General features: G+C 72.3%; 15 protein-coding genes. 6 read left to right on the top strand and 9 right to left on the bottom strand.

Translation table 11 applies throughout. From position 1 onward, the window contains the following. Positions 1–49 precede the first annotated feature (49 nt). The gene (locus tag G514_RS0118750) at positions 50–406 is read right to left on the bottom strand and encodes a sterol carrier family protein (protein ID WP_028652995.1); all 357 of its coding nucleotides are present in this window, start codon (positions 404–406) and stop codon (positions 50–52) included. Then, a complete protein-coding gene (locus G514_RS0118755) occupies positions 406–978 on the bottom strand; it encodes a winged helix-turn-helix domain-containing protein (RefSeq protein ID WP_028652996.1) in 573 nt (190 codons plus the stop codon). Before G514_RS0118755 ends, G514_RS0118750 begins: the two co-directional genes overlap by 1 nt. Before the next feature lie 68 nt (positions 979–1,046). On the opposite strand from G514_RS0118755, the gene G514_RS0118760 reads away from it, so the two are divergent. Further along, positions 1,047–2,297 (top strand): MFS transporter, encoded by a 1,251-nt coding sequence (locus G514_RS0118760; RefSeq protein ID WP_028652997.1) that lies wholly within the window; start codon positions 1,047–1,049, stop codon positions 2,295–2,297. A gap of 9 nt (positions 2,298–2,306) precedes the next feature. On the opposite strand, the gene G514_RS0118765 is transcribed toward G514_RS0118760, so the two are convergent. Both G514_RS0118765 and G514_RS0118770 read right to left on the bottom strand, forming a co-directional pair. Next, positions 2,307–2,993 carry a histidine kinase dimerization/phospho-acceptor domain-containing protein gene (locus tag G514_RS0118765; protein ID WP_084152232.1) on the bottom strand — a complete coding sequence of 229 codons (687 nt, stop codon included), beginning with the start codon at positions 2,991–2,993 and terminating at the stop codon, positions 2,307–2,309. 66 nt (positions 2,994–3,059) lie between these two features. Next, positions 3,060–4,043, bottom strand: a complete 984-nt coding sequence (locus G514_RS0118770; protein ID WP_036565536.1) for a helix-turn-helix transcriptional regulator — start codon at positions 4,041–4,043, stop codon at positions 3,060–3,062. Between the two features lie 63 nt (positions 4,044–4,106). Here G514_RS0118770 and G514_RS27770 point away from each other — a divergent pair, with 63 nt between their 5' ends. The 3 genes from G514_RS27770 to G514_RS0118785 are packed head-to-tail and all read left to right on the top strand — an operon-like array spanning position 4,107 to position 6,761. After that, positions 4,107–5,156: an ABC transporter ATP-binding protein gene (locus G514_RS27770; protein WP_051247783.1), complete on the top strand. Its 1,050-nt coding sequence runs from the start codon at positions 4,107–4,109 to the stop codon at positions 5,154–5,156. Continuing rightward, positions 5,153–5,983, top strand: a complete 831-nt coding sequence (locus G514_RS0118780) for an ABC transporter permease (protein ID WP_157545010.1) — start codon at positions 5,153–5,155, stop codon at positions 5,981–5,983. Before G514_RS27770 ends, G514_RS0118780 begins: the two co-directional genes overlap by 4 nt. A 40-nt stretch (positions 5,984–6,023) precedes the next feature. Next, positions 6,024–6,761, top strand: coding sequence for a hypothetical protein (locus G514_RS0118785; protein WP_036565538.1), 738 nt, complete (start codon positions 6,024–6,026; stop codon positions 6,759–6,761). A 3-nt stretch (positions 6,762–6,764) separates the two neighbouring features. Here G514_RS0118785 and G514_RS27775 read toward each other — a convergent pair whose 3' ends face one another. The 3 genes from G514_RS27775 to arfB form a co-directional block, all read right to left on the bottom strand. Beyond that, on the bottom strand, positions 6,765–7,475 hold the full coding sequence (locus tag G514_RS27775) for an alpha/beta hydrolase family protein (RefSeq protein WP_036565539.1): 711 nt from the start codon (positions 7,473–7,475) through the stop codon (positions 6,765–6,767). Between the two features lie 30 nt (positions 7,476–7,505). Then, the gene (locus G514_RS0118795; RefSeq protein ID WP_028653002.1) at positions 7,506–8,069 is read right to left on the bottom strand and encodes a hypothetical protein; all 564 of its coding nucleotides are present in this window, start codon (positions 8,067–8,069) and stop codon (positions 7,506–7,508) included. A 96-nt stretch (positions 8,070–8,165) separates the two neighbouring features. Beyond that, entirely contained in the window at positions 8,166–8,606 is a 441-nt protein-coding gene (gene arfB / locus G514_RS0118800; protein ID WP_028653003.1) for an alternative ribosome rescue aminoacyl-tRNA hydrolase ArfB, read from the bottom strand. A 45-nt stretch (positions 8,607–8,651) separates the two neighbouring features. Here arfB and G514_RS0118805 point away from each other — a divergent pair, with 45 nt between their 5' ends. After that, positions 8,652–9,035, top strand: a complete 384-nt coding sequence (locus G514_RS0118805) for an MmcQ/YjbR family DNA-binding protein (protein ID WP_028653004.1) — start codon at positions 8,652–8,654, stop codon at positions 9,033–9,035. 102 nt (positions 9,036–9,137) lie between these two features. Here the strand turns inward: G514_RS0118805 and G514_RS0118810 are convergent, their stop codons facing one another. Next, positions 9,138–9,587 carry a hypothetical protein gene (locus G514_RS0118810; protein ID WP_157545012.1) on the bottom strand — a complete coding sequence of 150 codons (450 nt, stop codon included), beginning with the start codon at positions 9,585–9,587 and terminating at the stop codon, positions 9,138–9,140. Between the two features lie 1,005 nt (positions 9,588–10,592). Between G514_RS0118810 and G514_RS30480 the strand changes: the two genes are divergently transcribed. Further along, positions 10,593–11,786 (top strand): hypothetical protein, encoded by a 1,194-nt coding sequence (locus tag G514_RS30480; protein WP_157545014.1) that lies wholly within the window; start codon positions 10,593–10,595, stop codon positions 11,784–11,786. On the opposite strand, the gene purL is transcribed toward G514_RS30480, so the two are convergent. Then, on the bottom strand, positions 11,668–13,971 hold the full coding sequence (gene purL / locus G514_RS27780) for a phosphoribosylformylglycinamidine synthase subunit PurL (protein ID WP_036565621.1): 2,304 nt from the start codon (positions 13,969–13,971) through the stop codon (positions 11,668–11,670). The two genes, G514_RS30480 and purL, sit on opposite strands and share 119 nt — an antisense overlap. Positions 13,972–13,978: the final 7 nt, after the last annotated feature.

Consider the following 13,978-nt stretch of genomic DNA (forward strand, 5'->3'; position numbering starts at 1 on the left):
GACCCCCCAGGCATATGCCCCGTCCTCGTCATTTCCTTCGCCCGACCGCTCACCCCAGGGGGAGGTACGGCGCGAGGTCGGTGCGCTCGCCGGAGGCGGAGACCCGCGCGCCGCCGAGGGCCTCGGCCCAGCCGAGCTCGCCCGTGGCGAGGGCTATCCAGGTCTCGGCATCGGTCTCCACGACGGCCGGCGGGGTTCCCCGCGTGTGCCGGACCCCCGGGATCACCTGCACCGCGGCGTAGGGCGGCACGCGCACCTCCACGGAGTGGCCCGGCGCGCGCTGCTCGAGGAGCGCGAGGAAGTGCTTGGTGAGCAGCCGCAGGTCGGCGCTCTCGGGCCGCTCCGCCACCCGGGCGAGAGCCGCTGCCACCTCGGCGGGGTCGGCGGTGCGGAGGCGAGCGGCCATCAGGAGCCCGCGGAGGTGTCGGGATAGGGCTGCACGACCTGGAACACGTGGTAGGTCGTGCGCTCGTCGTCGGCCTCGTCCCGCTGGCGCTGGCGCCAGCCGTCGACGACCGCGACCAGCTCCTCGGTCAGCTCGCGCGCCTCGGCCTTGGTCAGCCGGACCGCCTGCTCGGTGATGGCCCGGTGGACTCCGGGGGTGCGGTCCTCGCCGTAGGCCAGCTCGACCACGCGGTGCGCCCATGCCTCCTTGCTCCGCCGGAACACCTTCGAGGCCGCCCGGCCGTCGGGCGTCTTCTCGAGCTCGCTGATCGAGACGTCGAACCGTGCCCCCTCGGCCGCGCGCCAGACCCGGTCGCGCCGGTCGCGCGCCGCCGACGGGTCCTCCTCCACCAGCCCGAACTTGGCCAGCGAGCGCAGGTGGAAGCTCGCCTGGTTGGCCGGGATGCCGAGCAGCTGCGCGACGTCGGCCGCGCGCAGCGCGCCGTTCGCCTCGAGCTCGGTGAGGATCCGGCTGCGGACCGGGTGCGCGATCGCGCGGAGCGCCCGCGGGTCGTGCAGCTCGGGGTGAGTCATGCCGAGCACTGTAGCAAATTCAGCACCACTACTTGCGCAATTCTAATTGCGCACTTATTGTTGCGCATATGACCGGCTTCCGCGACCTCCGCAAGAACCACGACTTCACCGTGCTCTGGATCGGGCAGACCGTCAGCGAGCTCGGCACGCAGGTGAGCATGTTCGCCTTCCCGCTGGTGACCTACGCCGTGACCGGGTCGGCGTTCCTCGCCGGTCTCGCCGGCGGCTTCGAGCTGCTGGGCACCGCGCTGGCGCTGCTGCCCGCCGGCCTGCTGGCCGACCGCGTCGACCGCCGCCTGGTGATGCGCTGCGCGTCGGGCATCGGCGTCCTGCTCTACGCGTCGCTCGTCGTGGCCGGCGTGCTCGGCGACCTGACCGTGCCGCACCTGTTCGTGGTGGCGCTGCTCAGCGGTGCGTGCGCGGGCGTCTTCGCACCCTCCGAGATGTCGGCGGTGCGCTCGGTCGTGCCACGCGAGCAGCTGCCCACGGCGCTCAGCCAGCAGCAGGCGCGCCAGCACGTCGGCCACCTGCTGGGCGGACCGCTCGGCGGCGCGCTCTACGCCGTGACGCGGTGGGCGCCGTTCCTCTTCGACGCGGTGACCTTCGCGGTCTCGTGGCTGCTGCTCGGCCGCCTGCGCACCGACCTCTCCCCCACCCCCGGCACGGGCCCGCGCCGCAACGCTCGCGCCGACGTCGCCGAGGGCTTCCGGTTCCAGTGGAGCCGGCCGTTCTTCCGCACGCTGATGCTCTGGGGCATGTGCTCCAACCTCGTGGTCAACGCGGTCTTCGTCGCCGCCGAGCTCAGGCTGATCCAGGCCGGCTACGCGCCGTGGTCGATCGGTCTCGTGTCGACCGCCGCCGGGGTCTGCGGCATCCTCGGCGCCATCGCCGCCCCGCGCCTCATCGACCTCCTCCCCACCGGCCGGCTGACGGTCCTGGTCGCGTGGAGCTTCGTGCCGCTGCTGGTCCCGCTCGTCGTGTGGAACCACCCCGCGGCCGTGATGGTCTCGCTGTCGGTCGGCCTGTTCTTCAACCCGGCCGGGAACGCCGGGATCTCCTCCTACAAGATGTCGATCACGCCGCCCGAGCTGATCGGCCGGGTGCAGTCGGTGGGCATGCTGACCAGCTGGAGCACGATGCCGCTCGCGCCCGTCCTGGGCGGCGCGCTGCTGGCGAGCCTCGGGGGTGCGACCACCATGCTGGTGCTCATCGGCGTGGCTGTCGCCGTGGCGCTCGTCCCGACGCTGAGCCGGACGGTCCGGTCGGTGCCGCGGCCCTCGGAGTGGGCGCGCGACGAGGCCGAGCTCGCGCTCGTCTGAGCGCGGGTCTCAGACCGCGCGCATGCGGCGCGGGCGCCGGTCGGCGGGCGCCTCGTCGCCCTCGCAGGCGACGAGGTCCGCGACCTCCTGCACGAGGTCGCGCAACCGCCAGCCGGACCGCTCGATCGCGTCGAGCGAGGCCGGCAGGTCGGGGTCGAGGTCGTCGAGCCGGTCGCGGTGGTCGTGGATCAGCTCGACGTGCGCGAGGAGGGCGGCCAGCGGCGTGCGGAACTCGTGGTTGATCGTCTCGACCAGCCGCGCTCGCAGCCGTTCGGAGCGCAGGGTCGCCTCGTGCTCGGCGGTGATGTCCTGGACGAGGACCAGGGCCCCGTCGGGCTCGCCGGCGTCGTTGAGCAGCGGTGCGCCGTTGCAGCGGAGGTAGATGGTGGCGCCGTCCTGATCGTGCGCCGCGACGACCTCGTCGTTGATGAACTGTCCACCGCGAGCCCGCGCGATGGGCATCTCGTCGGGAGCCATGATCGTGGTGCCGTCGGCGTGGTAGAGCCGGAACACGTCCGGGAGGACCTCCTCGGGCAGCGGCGCGTAGTCGAGCCCGAACATCTTCTGGACGGCGGGGCTGAGCAGCGTCAGGTTGCCCTCGGCGTCGCAGGCCACCACGCCCACCCCGGTGTGCTCGAGCGCCAGGTGGAGCGGCACTCCTGCCAAGGTGTCGAGCGAGCCGGATATCCCGTTCAAGGGCCCTCCTGGTTGTCAGCTGCCCCCCGGGAGTATCTGCTCGATCGTGCCTCCGAACAGGACATTTCAAACATCCGGGTGCGCGCGGGCGGGCCCGGACCGCCCGAAGCGCGCCGCCGCGGCGCCCACCACCGTGACGAGCTCGGGCGGCGACTCGACGGTGAAGTCGGCGTCGACGTTGGCGAGCATGAACATCGGCCACTCGAGGGTGTCGACGTTCATCTCGAGCACGGCCCGTCCCGGCGTCCCGGAGACCGCCGCCCAGTGCCCTGCCACCGCCGTGACGTCGGCAGGGTCCGCGTCGAAGACGATGCGCACGGCGTAGCGCTGCGGCATCCGGCGGATCCCCGACTGGACGAACGACAGCGCGTCCGCCGCGGGGAGCTCGCGCTGCCGGAACGTCTGACCGGTGGTGCGCGGCTCGCTGATCCGGTCGACACGGAAGGACCGCCAGTCCTGCCGGTCGCGGTCGTAGGCGACGAGGTACCACCGTCGGCCCATCGACACCATCCGGTGCGGCTCCACCCAGCGGTCGGTGGTCTCGGCACTCCGCCCGTCTCGCGGGGGCGCGGTGTAGGTGAAGTGGAGCGGCTCGCAGTCGCGGCAGGCCTGCGCCAGCGTGCTGAGCAGCCCGGGATCGAGCGCGGGGCCGCCCGACCAGGGCAGCCGCTCGGTCTGCGAACGCAGCGCGTCCATCTGCCGGCGAAGGCGCGGCGGCATCAGGGCGATCACCTTCGACAGCGCCTGCACGGCGGTCTCCTCCATGCCCGGGGTGCCGCCAGCCGCCGACGACTGGAGGCTGACCGCGATCGCCACCGCCTCCTCGTCCTCGAGCAGCAGCGGCGGCAGCTGGCCGCCGGCCCGCAGCTGGTAGCCGCCGGCCACGCCGCGGACCGCGTCGACGACGTAGCCGAGCTCGCGGAGCCGGTCGACGTCACGGCGCAGCGTGCGCGGGCTGACCTCGAGCCGGCCGGCGAGCTCGCCTCCGGGCCAGTAGCGGTGGGTCTGGAGCAGCGAGAGCAGGCGCAGCATCCGGGCGCTGGTGTTCATGCCGCCGAGACTAATTCTCATTGCGGACAGGAACTGGCCTGAATCGCTTCTAGCGTCATCGTCATGAACCCGACACCTCGCCCAGCAGCACTCGCGCAGCCGGTCATCCGGACCGAGGGCCTCACCCGGCACTTCACGCGGCACAAGAAGACGGTGGAGGCGGTCCGCGGCCTCGACCTCGAGGTCGGCCACGGCGAGCTCGTCGCCTTCCTCGGCCCCAACGGCGCCGGCAAGTCCACGACGCTCCGGATGCTCACCACGCTCATCGAGCCCACCGCCGGCACCGCCACGGTCGCCGGTCACGACGTGGTGCGCGAGCGGCGCGAGGTCCGGCGCAGCATCGGGTACGTCGGCCAGGGCAACGCCGCAGGCCACGCCCAGCGCGGCCGCGACGAGCTGGTGAGCCAGGGCCGGGCGTTCGGGCTGTCGCGCGCCGCGGCGCACGCCCGGGCCGAGGAGCTGCTCGACGCCTTCGACCTCTCCGAGCACGCGATGCGCCCGGTCTCGACGCTCTCGGGCGGCCAGCGCCGCCGGCTCGACGTCGCGATCGGGCTGGTGCACACCCCGCAGGTGCTGTTCCTCGACGAGCCCTCGACCGGGCTCGACCCGCAGAACCGCGCGAACCTCCAGGAGCAGGTGCGCCGCCTGCACGACGAGCAGGGCACCACGATCGTGCTCACCACCCACTACCTCGAGGAGGCCGACGCGATCGCGGACCGGGTGATCGTGATCGACCACGGCCGGGTGATCGCCGACGACACCGCGAGCCGGCTCAGGTCCGGGCTCGGCGACCTCGTCACGCTCGCGTTCGCCGACGAGGAGGCCGCGACGATCGCCGCCGAGGGTGCGTCGTGGGCGCTGGTCGGCCCGGGCGAGGCGGCGTCGGTCGAGCGGGTCGGCACGACGGTCCGCGCACGGGCCGCGGGTGCGGCCGACCGGGTCGCGAGGTTCGTCGTCGACCTCGAGTCGGCCGGCGCTCCGGTGCGCCGGGTGGAGGTCGCCAGCGCGACGCTCGACGACGTCTTCCTCGAGCTGACCGGGCGCAGCCTGCGCGAGAGCAACGAGCAGTCCACCGACGAGAGCGGCATCGAGAGCAAGGGAGCAGCAGCATGACCGTCACCATCGAGAGCGCCACCGAGAGCACCATCGAGAGCCCCGTCCGCACCGCGCCGCGCGAGGTGGTGCTGCCGCAGGCGCCCGGCGTCCTGGCCGACACCTGGAACGTCATGGTGCGCGAGCTGCGGCCGGTCTTCCGCGAGCCGGCCTCGGTCCTGTTCGCGATGGTCCAGCCGCTGGTCTTCCTCGGGCTGTTCGCGCCGCTGCTGCCCGAGGTCGAGAACGGCTCGGCCCTGCAGTGGTTCGTGCCGGGGATCATCGCGATGACCGCGCTGATGGGAGCGTCGTTCACCGGCGCCAACCTCACCCAGGAGATCGTCACCGGATCGCACGAGCGACTGCTCGTCTCGCCGCTGTCCAGGTCGTCGCTGCTGGTCGGGCGCGCGCTGAAGGAGATCGTCCCGATGCTGATGCAGGCCGCGATCATCGTGGCGGTCGTGACGCCGTTCAGCTTCGACCTGCACCTCGCACACGTGCTCGTGGGCGTGGTCGTGCTCGCCGGGTTCAGCATCGGCGTGGGCGCCCTGAGCTTCGCGCTCGCGCTGGCGTCGAAGGACCAGGAGTGGCTGTTCTGGACGGTGCAGCAGACGCTGATCTTCCCGGTGCTGCTGCTGGCCGGCGTGCTGCTGCCGCTCGAGGGGGCGCCGGGCTGGCTGCGCGCCGCGTCGCACGCCAACCCGCTGACCTACGTCGTCGAGGCCGAGCGCGCGCTGTTCGCCGGGACGCTCCCGGTCGACACCGTGGTCTCGGGTGCGGTCGCGTCCGCGGTCGTCGCGGCGTTCGGCCTGTGGGTGGGGCTCCGGGCCATGCGCGCCTCGAGCTGAACCCTGACCGTCGACCGCTGGACGCTCTAGGCTGCGGCGCGTGACCGAGGGTCTGCACGAGCCGCTCGAGGCGCCCGCGGTGCGCGAGACCGTGCAGGCGCTCCAGACCCGGATCGCGGCACGGTTCCCGCAGCGCGGCCTGCTGGCCGTCTGCGGGGACCTGCTGCTGCTCGTGGAGGAGGTGCAGGACAGCTCGAGCCGCACCCACCAGCGCATCCGGGTCGCGCGGCTCGCCTCGCGGGTGGTCATGGTGCTGGTGCTGGCCGGCACGGCGTTCGCACTCGTCATGGCGGGCCGCGACGTCGTCCGGCACGGGCTCGACACGTTCGTCGACCTGCTTCCGCTCGTCGAGACCGCCATCAACGACATCGTGTTCGCGGGGATCGCGGTGTTCTTCCTGTGGTCGTTCCCGGAGCGGGTGCAGCGCGGGCAGCTGCTCAAGCTGCTCCACCAGCTCCGGTCGACCGCGCACATCATCGACATGCACCAGCTGACCAAGGACCCCGAGCAGCTCAAGCCGAGCTTCACCCCGAGCAGCGCGAGCAAGCCGCTCGGCATGACGCGCGACGAGGTCGAGCGCTACCTCGACTACTGCTCCGAGATGCTCAGCCTGGTCGGCAAGACCGCGGCGCTGTGCGCGGAGGAGTCTCGCGACAACGTCGTGCTCGAGACGGTGTCGCGGATCGAGACCCTGACCGTCGGGCTCTCGCGCAAGATCTGGCAGAAGATCTCGAACCTGCCGCCGAGCGACGCACCCAGCGGCGCGACGATCCCCTGACGGTCAGCCGATGCCGTCGAGGATCTCGAGCGTCAGCCGCCACGCCTCGTGGCCGGTGTCGATGACGTCGAAGTGGTCGCCGGCCAGCTCGACCAGCTCCGCCTGCGCGCCGGCGTCGGTCGCGGCGGCGACGTAGTCGCGCGACTGGCTCACCGGCACGACGTCGTCCTCGGTGCCGTGCACGCACCAGACGGGTACGTCGAGCGGCAGGTGCTGGCGCGGGTCGACGTCCGCGTCGCCGGGTCCTGCCGGGTGCCCGAGGAACGGCACGACGGCGCCGGAGCCCAGCCCGTCGCGGTCCGCGGCCACCAGGTCGAGCACGCCGGCCTGCGAGACCACGTGGGTCACGGCGTCGACGGCGTGCCCGGCCCAGGCGGCGAGGTGGCCGCCGGCCGAGTGGCCGAGCGTGACGACCCTGGTCAGGTCGAGGCCGCTGGTGTCGAGGGTGCCGATCGCGGCCCGGACGTCGTCGAGGGTCTGCGGGACTCCGCCGCCGTTGCCGACGCGGCGGTACTCGATGGTGAGCGCCGCCCAGCCGCGCGCGACGAGGTCGGCGGCCAGCGGCCGGCCCAGCGAGAGGTCGTAGGCCGCCTTCCAGAACCCTCCGTGCACGACGACGACCACCCCGCGCGGGTCGCCGTCGGGCACGGAGAGCTCGACGAGCTGGTTCGGGTCGTCGCCGTACCTGATCGTCTCGGGGCCGCTGCTCGTCACCGGCTCATCATCGCCGCACCGCGGGTCGGATCAGTCGGTCAGGATCACGGTCCAGGTCTCGGCGCCGGGCGAGCTCGGCGACGGCGTGCCGCCCGCACAGGTGATGCCGACCTGGGCGGCGTGGGACCCGCCGGCGAGCGGCAGCGTCGCGGTGAGCTGGATCGGCCGGGTGTTGCCCGCGCCCGGCACGTTGGTGCGGGTGCCGTTGATCGCGAGCGTGTCGATGTAGAGGCCGACCGACGGCGTCGCACTGCCGGGGCAGTTCGCGGTGAGCGCCGGGATGAAGACGGTGAGCGTGGTGCGGCCCGCGTGAGGAAGGGTGAAGGCGTACGGCGCGACGCTCACGACGTCGGGCGTCGGCGCCGGCGGCGTCGCCGCGCCGAGGGTGCTGCTCTGCGCCCACACCGGCTTCTTGAGGTCCTTCGACTTGATCGAGCCGTTCTTGATCTTGGTCGACGTGACCGCGTTGGCGTGCAGCTTGGCCGCGGTCACCGAGCCGTTCGGGATCGACGCCGCGGCGTACGCCGTGCCGGTGCCGAGCGCGACGACGAGGGCAAGGTAGGCGACGGCGTTGCGTCGCAGGTGTCTCAACATGGGTTCCACCTTCACTCTGGCGCCGGTCCGAGACCGCCGGCGCTCACCTGGGTTGACGGATCTCTTCCCCCGTTGGTTGTGTCTCACGCCCAGCGCTCACTCGGACCGGCCCTGCTCGAACCGGCCCTGGCGGCCGCGCTTGGTCTCCCCGCGGCGCTTCTTCTCGGCCAGCCGCCGCTCCTGCGAGCCGCGCGTCGGCCGCGTCTGCCGGCGCTTGCGCGGCGGCGGCGCGGCCGCCCGGCGCAGCACCTCCGCGAGCCGCTCGCGCGCCGCCCGCCGGTTGTCGAGCTGCGCGCGGTGCTCGCTCGCCGTCACGGTCAGCACGCCGTCGACGAGGCGGCTCGCCAACCGGTCGAGCACCCTGCTCCTCAGCCGCGCGGGCACCGCCTCGGCCCGGGCGAGGTCGACCGACAGCTCGACCCGCGAGTCGGTGGTGTTGACGCCCTGTCCGCCAGGCCCCGACGACCGCGAGAACCGCTCCGAGAGCTCCGCCGCCGGGATCACCCAGCCGTCGGTGATCTCCAGGTCGTCGGGCATGGTTCGCACGCTAGCTGGGGACGGTCCACTCGCTACCCTCCGTGGATGGCGACGCTCCAGGATCTCGCCCGCATCATGGGCGACCTGCCCGAGGTGGACGAGGGCGAGCACCACGGGCACGCGACCTGGGCGGTGAGGAGCAAGGGCATCGCGTGGCTGCGGCCGTTCAGCAAGGCCGACCTCAAGCGGTTCGGCGAAGAGACGCCGCCGGCCGACCCGATCCTCGCGGTCAACACGGCCGACCTGCACGAGAAGGAAGGCGTCCTGGCCGCCGGCATCGGTGGGGTCTTCACGATCCCGCACTTCGCCAGCTACCCGGCCGTGCTCGTCGAGCTCGGAGCCGTCGACCCCCGAGACCTCCGGGAGCTGCTGGTCAGCGCATGGCTTGCCGTAGCGCCCCCCGAGCTGGCGGACGAGTTCGACGTATGACCTGAAGCCCTCGTCGCAAAGCAGCCCGGGGTCAGCTCCGAACGGCCCGTCCGTCCTGGCTTCGCCGGAGTGAGGGCGTCACCCGGGTCACATCGCGATGAGTCAGAGGCGGCTCAAGAAGTCGTCCTTCGCGGTGTTCTTGGCGATGCCGATGAGCATGAGGAGCGTCTGTTGCAACCACCCCATCGCCACGTACACCGCCAGCGCCGCGACCGCGCCGTAGACGAGCACCAGCAGCGAGAGGGCGGGACCGAGCGAGCCGTCACCGCCCGCGAGCGACAGGGCAGTCGCACCGAGCACGCCCAGTGCGATCACAGCCAGGGCTATCCACTTCAGGAAGCCGATCACGTAGACGAGCCGTGTGGCTCCGCCCGTGCTGACCGACCCACCGGCCTTGGCCATGGCTTGTCTCCTCAGGTAGGTGGCCTTCGCGCCGACACGTGGGACGGCGGCGTAATTCAACAATCTGGCGGGGTCAGCGTCAGCGGAATCGGTCAGGTCGACCCTTTCGAGGAGGTGGTCGGGCACCTTCGAGCGGATGGAAGGTGTCATGTCGCGGGACTTCGGTGACGGTTCTCCATCAGGACATCGGTGACACTTCTGGTGGTCGTAGTGGTGACACTTCGGCCGTCGGGGTCAGGCGGTGGCTGCCTGTGAACCCATCGACCCCCGTGTCCGTCTCGCGATCGCGCAGTGGCGCGAGGACGCCCCTCGTGGGGCGGTCTCGACGTTCTGCGCCGAGCAGGGCATCTCTCGCGCACGTCGTTCTACGAGCTGCGCAAGCGCGCGATGGCCGAGGGCCGGCGGCGGTGCTCGAGCGGAGGTCGAGGCTTCCGAGGTCGCGCCCCTCCCGGCTGAGCGAGGAGGTCAAGAGCAAAGCCTTGCAGGTACGCGCGGCGCTGGAGTCCTCCGGATTGGACCACGGACCGATCAGCGTGCACGACAAGGCCATCGCCGGCCACGGGGTGCCGCAGCGGCTGCTCTCCAATAACGGGATCGCGCTGAACCCGTCGCGGCGCGGGTTCTTGGGCCACTCGTCGAACACGTCTCCGGCTCGGGCGTCGAGGCGATTACCGGTGAGCAGTAGAAGCCGACCACCCAGAGCAAGAACGAACGGTTCCACCAGACCCTGTTCCGCTCCCTCGACCCCAACCGTCACCGATGTCCTGATCCAGAACTGTCACCGATGTCCTGAGACATGACAGCCGTCGCTTCAAATTGATCTTGCGTTCGAACATGTGTTCGACTAGACTGGCCGCACGATGACCCAGACGGCCGACCGCCTCCCCGACACCGCGCCCCTGCCGCGCGACCTGCTGGCGCAGGTGCGGGAGGCGCGCCGCACGGCCGAGGCCGCCGAGGTTTCGATCCTCGAGCTCGCGCTGGCCTGGGCCGCAGCCAACCCCGCACTGCCCGGGCAGGAGCCGTGGGAGCCGGCCGAGGCACCGTCGTGGCTGGAGGACACCACCCACCTGATGGACGAGGAGGAACGGGAGTGGATCGGGCTGCCCCGCCCTGCGCTGGGACGCCCCGGCCGCCTTCGCCGCCGCCAACGCCATGACCACCACCGGCGGCAAGGCCGTGCTGCGCGACGCGCTCGTGCTCGCACACCGGCTGCCCGGGTTCTGGGCCGCGGTCCGCGCCGGCCAGGTCACCGCCCGGATCGCCCGACGCGCCGCCCAGGCCGTGCTCGGCCAGCCCGCCGACGTGTGCGGCTACATCGACCAACAACTCCTCGCGCGGATCACGCAGTCACGGGCGATCGGGCCGGTCGTCCTCGACCGGCTCATCGACCAGGCCATGGTCCACCTGCACGCCGAGCAGCGCGAGCTCGAGCAGCTCGAGGCCCTCGACGCCCGCCACGTCACCATCGACCCCGCGACGCTCAACCACACCGGCATCGCCGCCATGGACGCCCGCGCCGACTGGGCCGACCTCGCACCCTTCGACGAGACCCTGTCCGCCGTCGCGGCGGTGCTCGCGCAGCTGCCTGAGCACCAGCACGACTCCCTCGACGTACGCCGCTCGATCGCCCTCGGCATCCTCGCCGACCCCGCCCGCGCCCAAGCCCTCCTCGACGGCGACCACCACCCCACCCCCACCCGACGACGCGACCTCGTGGCCACCCTCGAGCTCACCGACCTGCACCTGCTCGGCCTCGACCCAGTGATCAGCGACGCCGACCTGCGCAGCCACCTCGACCAAGTCATCCGCCAATGGGCCGGCCGCCCCGACGTGCGGCTCATCATCAAACCCGTCCGCCACCGCGACCACTACAACAGCCGCGACAACGGGTGCGACGACCGCCCCGGCCACAGCGACGCACTCCAGTGGCGCTACTCGCCCACCGACCGCGACCGCGAGACCGTCCACCGCCGCGACCGCACCTGCGTCCACCCCCACTGCACCCGACCAGCCCGCCACTGCGACTGCGACCACATCACCCCCTACGAACCAGGGCGGTCCCACCTGCCCCTGCAACCTCGCACCCCTGTGCCGCCACCACCACCGCCTCAAGACCCTGGCCGGGTGGCGCTACTGGCCCCTCGGACCACCCGGCACCTACCTCTGGCGCGACCCCCACGGACTCCTCTACCTCCGCACCCGCGACGGCACCCGCGCCCTCGAGTAGCTACGCGCCCAGCGCGTCCGGAAGCGTGCGCGTCCAGGTGTCGCGCAGCACGGCGAGGTCGATGTCGAGCTGGCCGTCGACCACGAGCGCGTCGCCGCCGGTGGTGCCGAGCTCGGTGACCGGTACGCCGTGCCGCTCGGCCAGGTCGCGGAGCCGAGCCGCGTCGTCCGACGGCACGGTGACGAGCACTCGGCCGGCCGACTCCGAGAACAGCGCGACGAACGCGTCGCCCTCGAGCGTCACGGTCGCGCCGATGCCGCGACGCAGCGCCGACTCGACCAGCGCCTGCGCGAGGCCGCCGTCGGAGAGGTCGTGGGCCGAGGTGACCAGACCCGAGCCGAGTCCGCCGGCCTCGCGGAGCAGCTCGGCGAGCGCCTTCTCGCGGGCGAGGTCGACGGCGGGCGGCAGGCCGCCGAGGTGCTTGTGCACGACGTGCGCCCACTCCGAGCCCGACAGCTCCTCGCGGGTCTCGCCGAGCAGCAGCACGGTCTCGCCGGCGGCCACGAAGCCCGTCGGCGTACGCCGTGAGACGTCGTCGATCACGCCGAGCACCGCGACGACCGGTGTCGGGAGGATCGCGGTCTCGCCGGTCTGGTTGTAGAGGCTCACGTTGCCGCCGGTAACGGGGATGCCGAGCTCGAGGCAGGCGTCCTTGAGGCCACGGCAGGCCTCGGCGAACTGCCACATGACGGCGGGGTCCTCGGGCGACCCGAAGTTGAGGCAGTCGGAGATCGCGAGCGGGGTCGCACCGCCGGTGGCGACGTTGCGGTAGGCCTCGGCGAGCGCGAGCTGCGCGCCCGCGTAGGGGTCGAGCGCGGCGAAGCGGCCGTTGCAGTCGGTCGCCACCGCGACGCCGAGGCCGGTCTCTTCGTCGACCCGGACCATGCCACTGTCGGAGGGCTGGGCGAGCACCGTGTTGCCGCGGACGTAGCGGTCGTACTGGTCGGTGATCCACGACTTGTCGCAGAGGTTGGGGCTGCCCGCGAGCCGCAGCAGCGTCTCGCGCAGCTCCTCGCCGGTGGCGGGCCGTGGCAGCGCCTCGGCGCGGTCTGCCTGGAGGGCGTCCTGGGTCTCGGGCCGGGCGAAGGGGCGCTGGTACGTCGGACCGTCGTGCGCCACGCTGCGCGGCGGCACGTCGACCACGCGCTCGCCATGCCAGTCGACGTGGAGCCGGCCGGTGTCGGTGACCTCGCCGATGACGGTCGCGTCGACCTCCCACTTGGCGCAGATCTCGAGGAACGCGTCGACGTCGGCGGGCGCGACGACGGCCATCATCCGCTCCTGCGACTCGCTCATGAGGATCTCCTCCGGAGCGAGCGTCGAGTCGCGCAGCGGCACCAGGTCGAGGTCGACGTGCATGCCGCCGTCGCCCGCGGACGCGAGCTCGGACGTGGCGCACGAGAGGCCGGCGCCGCCGAGGTCCTGGATGCCGCTGACCAGCCCCGCGGCGAAGAGCTCGAGCGTGCACTCGATGAGCAGCTTCTCCATGAACGGGTCGCCGACCTGCACGCTGGGTCGCTTCGCGGGCCCACCCTTCCCGGAGGACGCAGCCTCGAACGTCTCGCTCGCCAGGACGCTCACGCCGCCGATGCCGTCGCCACCGGTCGCGGCGCCGTAGAGGACCACCCGGTTGCCGACGCCGCTCGCCTTGGCGAGGTGGAGGTCCTCGTGCCGCAGGACCCCGACGCAGAGCGCGTTGACGAGCGGGTTGCCGAGGTAGCTCGCGTCGAAGACCGCCTCGCCGCCGATGTTGGGCAGCCCGAGGCAGTTGCCGTAGCCCCCGACACCGGCCACGATCCCGGGCAGCACCCGGTGGGTGTCGTCGGCCTCGAGCGGGCCGAACCGGAGCGGATCCATCACCGCGACCGGCCGCGCGCCCATCGCCAGGATGTCGCGCACGATGCCGCCGACGCCCGTGGCGGCGCCCTGGTAGGGCTCGACGTACGACGGGTGGTTGTGCGACTCGACCTTGAACGTGACGGCGTAGCCCTGACCGATGTCGATCACGCCGGCGTTCTCCCCGATGCCGGCCAGCATCGCGCCGACCGGTGTCTCCTGGGGGATCTCCGAGAACTGCTTGAGGTGCACCTTCGAGCTCTTGTAGGAGCAGTGCTCGCTCCACATCACGCTGTACATCGCGAGCTCGGAGCTGGTCGGCCGGCGGCCGAGGATCTCGCGGATGCGGGCGTACTCGTCCGCCTTGAGCCCGAGGTCGGCCCACGGCTGCTCGCGCTGCGGGTCCTCGGCGGCGACGGCGACGCTGTCGAGACCGGTGTCCGGTCCGGTGGTGGCGGAAGCGGGCACGCCCACA

It is taken from the genome of Nocardioides halotolerans DSM 19273 (assembly GCF_000422805.1).
In the GTDB taxonomy this organism is placed as follows: Bacteria; Actinomycetota; Actinomycetes; order Propionibacteriales; family Nocardioidaceae; genus Nocardioides; species Nocardioides halotolerans.

Bases quoted from the DNA above. Each gene is read 5' to 3' on its own strand.
- G514_RS27770 (WP_051247783.1), top strand. From the start codon at position 4,107: ATGAACCCGACACCTCGCCCAGCAGCACTCGCGCAGCCGGTCATCCGG.
- G514_RS0118750 (WP_028652995.1), bottom strand. From the start codon at position 406: ATGGCCGCTCGCCTCCGCACCGCCGACCCCGCCGAGGTGGCAGCGGCT.
- G514_RS0118760 (WP_028652997.1), top strand. From the start codon at position 1,047: ATGACCGGCTTCCGCGACCTCCGCAAGAACCACGACTTCACCGTGCTC.
- G514_RS30480 (WP_157545014.1), top strand. From the start codon at position 10,593: ATGACCACCACCGGCGGCAAGGCCGTGCTGCGCGACGCGCTCGTGCTC.
- G514_RS0118780 (WP_157545010.1), top strand. From the start codon at position 5,153: ATGACCGTCACCATCGAGAGCGCCACCGAGAGCACCATCGAGAGCCCC.
- G514_RS0118795 (WP_028653002.1), bottom strand. From the start codon at position 8,069: ATGTTGAGACACCTGCGACGCAACGCCGTCGCCTACCTTGCCCTCGTC.
- G514_RS0118755 (WP_028652996.1), bottom strand. From the start codon at position 978: ATGACTCACCCCGAGCTGCACGACCCGCGGGCGCTCCGCGCGATCGCG.
- arfB (WP_028653003.1), bottom strand. From the start codon at position 8,606: ATGCCCGACGACCTGGAGATCACCGACGGCTGGGTGATCCCGGCGGCG.
- G514_RS0118805 (WP_028653004.1), top strand. From the start codon at position 8,652: ATGGCGACGCTCCAGGATCTCGCCCGCATCATGGGCGACCTGCCCGAG.
- G514_RS0118770 (WP_036565536.1), bottom strand. From the start codon at position 4,043: ATGAACACCAGCGCCCGGATGCTGCGCCTGCTCTCGCTGCTCCAGACC.
- G514_RS0118810 (WP_157545012.1), bottom strand. From the start codon at position 9,587: ATGACACCTTCCATCCGCTCGAAGGTGCCCGACCACCTCCTCGAAAGG.